Raw genomic sequence first — 3,529 nt, forward strand, 5'->3', positions numbered from 1 at the left:
CAGCATCCGCTTCTGTTTGATATCGAGTAGGACGGTTTTTCGCCGAACACTTGGGTATTTGGTGAAGCTCTGTTAATCCGCGAGCTCGAAGTCTCCCTCAATATTGCCTTCAAGGAGGCTCGTTCGAAGCGTCATGAGTTCATGACCGTCGAACACCTCCTGTTGGCCTTATTGGACAATGAGGCTGCCGCCACCGTTTTGCGTGCCTGCGGCGCAAACCTCGACAAACTCAAGCATGACCTGCAGGAGTTCATCGACTCCACCACGCCATTGATCCCCGTTCACGACGAAGATCGCGAAACCCAGCCAACCCTGGGCTTCCAACGTGTACTGCAGCGTGCTGTTTTTCACGTACAGAGCTCGGGCAAACGCGAAGTGACTGGCGCCAATGTGCTGGTTGCAATCTTCAGTGAGCAAGAGAGTCAGGCAGTGTTTCTGCTGAAACAGCAGAGCGTTGCGCGCATCGATGTCGTCAATTACATCGCTCACGGCATTTCCAAAGTGCCGGGGCATGGCGATCACTCTGAAGGTGAGCAAGACATGCAGGACGACGAGGGCGGTGAGTCTTCTTCTTCAGGCAATCCTCTGGATGCTTATGCCAGCAACCTCAACGAACTCGCGCGTCAGGGGCGGATTGATCCGCTGGTCGGCCGTGAGTCGGAAGTCGAGCGTGTGGCGCAGATCCTGGCGCGGCGGCGTAAAAACAATCCGCTGTTGGTCGGCGAGGCAGGCGTGGGTAAAACCGCGATTGCCGAAGGCCTGGCCAAGCGCATTGTCGACAACCAGGTCCCTGATCTGTTGGCCAGTAGCGTTGTTTACTCGCTCGATCTCGGTGCTCTGCTCGCGGGCACCAAATATCGCGGTGATTTCGAGAAGCGCTTCAAGGCGTTGCTCAATGAGCTGAAAAAACGTCCTCAGGCGATCCTGTTCATCGACGAGATTCACACCATCATTGGTGCTGGCGCTGCGTCCGGTGGCGTCATGGACGCTTCGAACCTGCTCAAGCCGCTGCTGTCGTCTGGCGACATTCGCTGCATTGGCTCGACCACGTTCCAGGAATTTCGCGGCATCTTCGAGAAGGATCGTGCCTTGGCGCGTCGCTTCCAGAAGGTCGATGTCGTCGAGCCGTCGGTGGAAGACACCATCGGTATCCTGCGCGGCCTGAAAGGTCGTTTCGAGGCGCACCATAACATCGAGTACAGCGATGAATCGTTGCGCGCAGCTGCTGAGCTGGCATCGCGTTACATCAATGACCGGCACATGCCGGACAAGGCCATCGACGTGATCGACGAGGCGGGTGCCTACCAGCGTCTGCAGCCGATCGAGAAGCGTGTGAAGCGTATCGAAGTGCCGCAGGTTGAAGATATCGTGGCGAAGATCGCGCGGATTCCGCCGAAACACGTCACCAGTTCCGACAAAGAACTGCTGCGCAACCTGGAGCGTGACCTGAAGCTGACGGTGTTTGGTCAGGACGCGGCGATCGATTCGCTGTCAACTGCGATCAAGCTGTCCCGTGCCGGCCTCAAGTCGCCTGACAAACCGGTGGGTTCGTTCCTGTTCGCAGGGCCTACCGGTGTCGGTAAAACCGAAGCCGCGCGCCAACTGGCCAAGGCGTTGGGGATCGAACTGGTTCGCTTCGACATGTCCGAATATATGGAGCGTCACACCGTATCGCGTCTGATTGGTGCCCCTCCAGGTTATGTCGGCTTCGATCAGGGCGGTCTGTTGACCGAGGCGATCACCAAGCAGCCGCACTGCGTATTGCTGCTCGATGAAATCGAGAAGGCGCACCCGGAAGTCTTCAACCTGCTGCTGCAGGTGATGGACCACGGTACGCTCACCGACAACAACGGGCGCAAAGCGGATTTCCGCAACGTGATCGTGATCATGACCACTAACGCTGGTGCCGAAACGGCAGCTCGTGCTTCGATCGGTTTCACTCATCAGGACCACTCGTCTGATGCGATGGAAGTGATCAAGAAGAGTTTCACGCCGGAATTCCGCAACCGTCTGGACACCATTATCCAGTTTGGTCGCCTCAGTCATGAGGTCATCAAAAGTGTGGTGGACAAGTTCCTTACTGAACTTCAGGCGCAGTTGGAAGACAAGCGCGTGTTGCTGGAGGTGACTGACGCGGCGCGTAGTTGGCTGGCGGCGGGTGGTTATGACGCGGCAATGGGTGCTCGCCCGATGGCGCGTCTGATCCAGGACAAGATCAAGCGTCCGTTGGCGGAGGAGATTCTGTTTGGCGAACTGGCCGAGCATGGCGGTGTGGTTCACATCGACATTAAGGACGGTGAGATGACCTTCGACTTCGAGACTACCGCTGAAATGGCCTGACGGCCGGTTGCAAGCGAAAGGCGCCTTCGGGCGCCTTTTTTGTTGTCTGGGGGTGGGTGTATATCCGTTGCTGCGGTAACGGCGTCTTGGGGTTCCGCCCTTACGGCGGGTCACCTTTTCCAAACGCCGAAAAGGTAACCCAAAAGGCTTTACCCTGACGTACGGCACTCGCTGTGGCTCGGGTTCCTTCGCTCCGGAATTGATCCGGGGGCATCGCCTCCGGTTTGCTTCGCTGCACCTCCTCTCGATGTGTTCGACTTCGTCGAACGGTCGCTGCGCTCCCACCCCCGGATCAATCCCTCCACTCAGCCTGCCGACGGGCCTTGTAGATCAAGAGCTTTACTCGAGCTAACGCTCATTGTGTTGAGTGGGGCGGCATGCGCCGCGTTTGGGGTGTGCTCATTTTTTGTGGGGTCTCGCTTGCCGGCGACGGCGGCCGGGCAGCCGACCATGCTCTGGCTGGTGACCCTGGTTCAATTTGTGTGAGGGGGCTTGCTCCCGAAGGCGGCCTGACAGTCGACCAAGCTCTAGCGGGTGTTCTCATTCCCTGGAGCTGTCGAAGGCTGCGATCTTTTGATCTGCTTTGGCTTTGGCTTTGGCTTTGGCTTTGGCTTTGGCTTTGGCTTTGGCTTTGGCTTTGGCTTTGGCTTTTGATGTTGCTTTTGCTCTTTTGCCCCCATCGGCAGGCCGAGCGAAGGTGTTCATCAGGGGGGGGGTAGGCGCGCAGCGCCGTGCGGCGAAGCCGCATACATCGAGAGGAGGTGCAGCGAAGCAAGCCGGAGGCGATGCCCCTGGATGGACACCGTAGCGAGGGAACACTGAGCCTCAGCGAAGTGCCGTACGCCGGGGGCAAAGCCTTTTGCTTACTTTTCGGCGTTTGGAAAAGTGAGTCGCTGTAAGAGCGAAACCGCCAGCGGCAACGCCCGCAGCAACGGATATGCCCCAAACCCAAAATCCCAAAACCGCAGACAAACAAAAACGCCCGGCAAAGCCGGGCGTCTTGTATTGACTTGATTAGCGAGCGCGGTAAGTAATACGCCCTTTGCTCAAGTCATAGGGCGTCAGCTCGACGCGCACTTTGTCACCGGTAAGAATACGAATGTAGTTCTTGCGCATCTTGCCGGAAATATGCGCGGTTACGACGTGCCCATTTTCCAACTCCACCCGAAACATGGTGTTGGGCCGGGTG

At 57.7% G+C, this 3,529-nt stretch carries 2 protein-coding genes; one reads left to right on the forward strand and one right to left on the reverse strand.

The window, feature by feature from the left end; all coding sequences use genetic code 11:
* The first annotated feature begins 69 nt into the window (after positions 1-69).
* Positions 70-2,340, forward strand: coding sequence for an ATP-dependent Clp protease ATP-binding subunit ClpA (clpA, locus tag ACIOU6_RS09710; protein ID WP_401135866.1), 2,271 nt, complete (start codon positions 70-72; stop codon positions 2,338-2,340).
* A gap of 1,014 nt (positions 2,341-3,354) precedes the next feature.
* On the opposite strand, the gene infA is transcribed toward clpA, so the two are convergent.
* Positions 3,355-3,529: translation initiation factor IF-1 (gene infA / locus ACIOU6_RS09715; RefSeq protein ID WP_401135869.1), on the reverse strand; the 175-nt coding region annotated here is incomplete at its 5' end.

Origin of the sequence: Pseudomonas sp. NPDC087615, from assembly GCF_044743445.1 — a bacterium.
In the GTDB taxonomy this organism is placed as follows: Bacteria; Pseudomonadota; Gammaproteobacteria; order Pseudomonadales; family Pseudomonadaceae; genus Aquipseudomonas; species Aquipseudomonas baetica_A.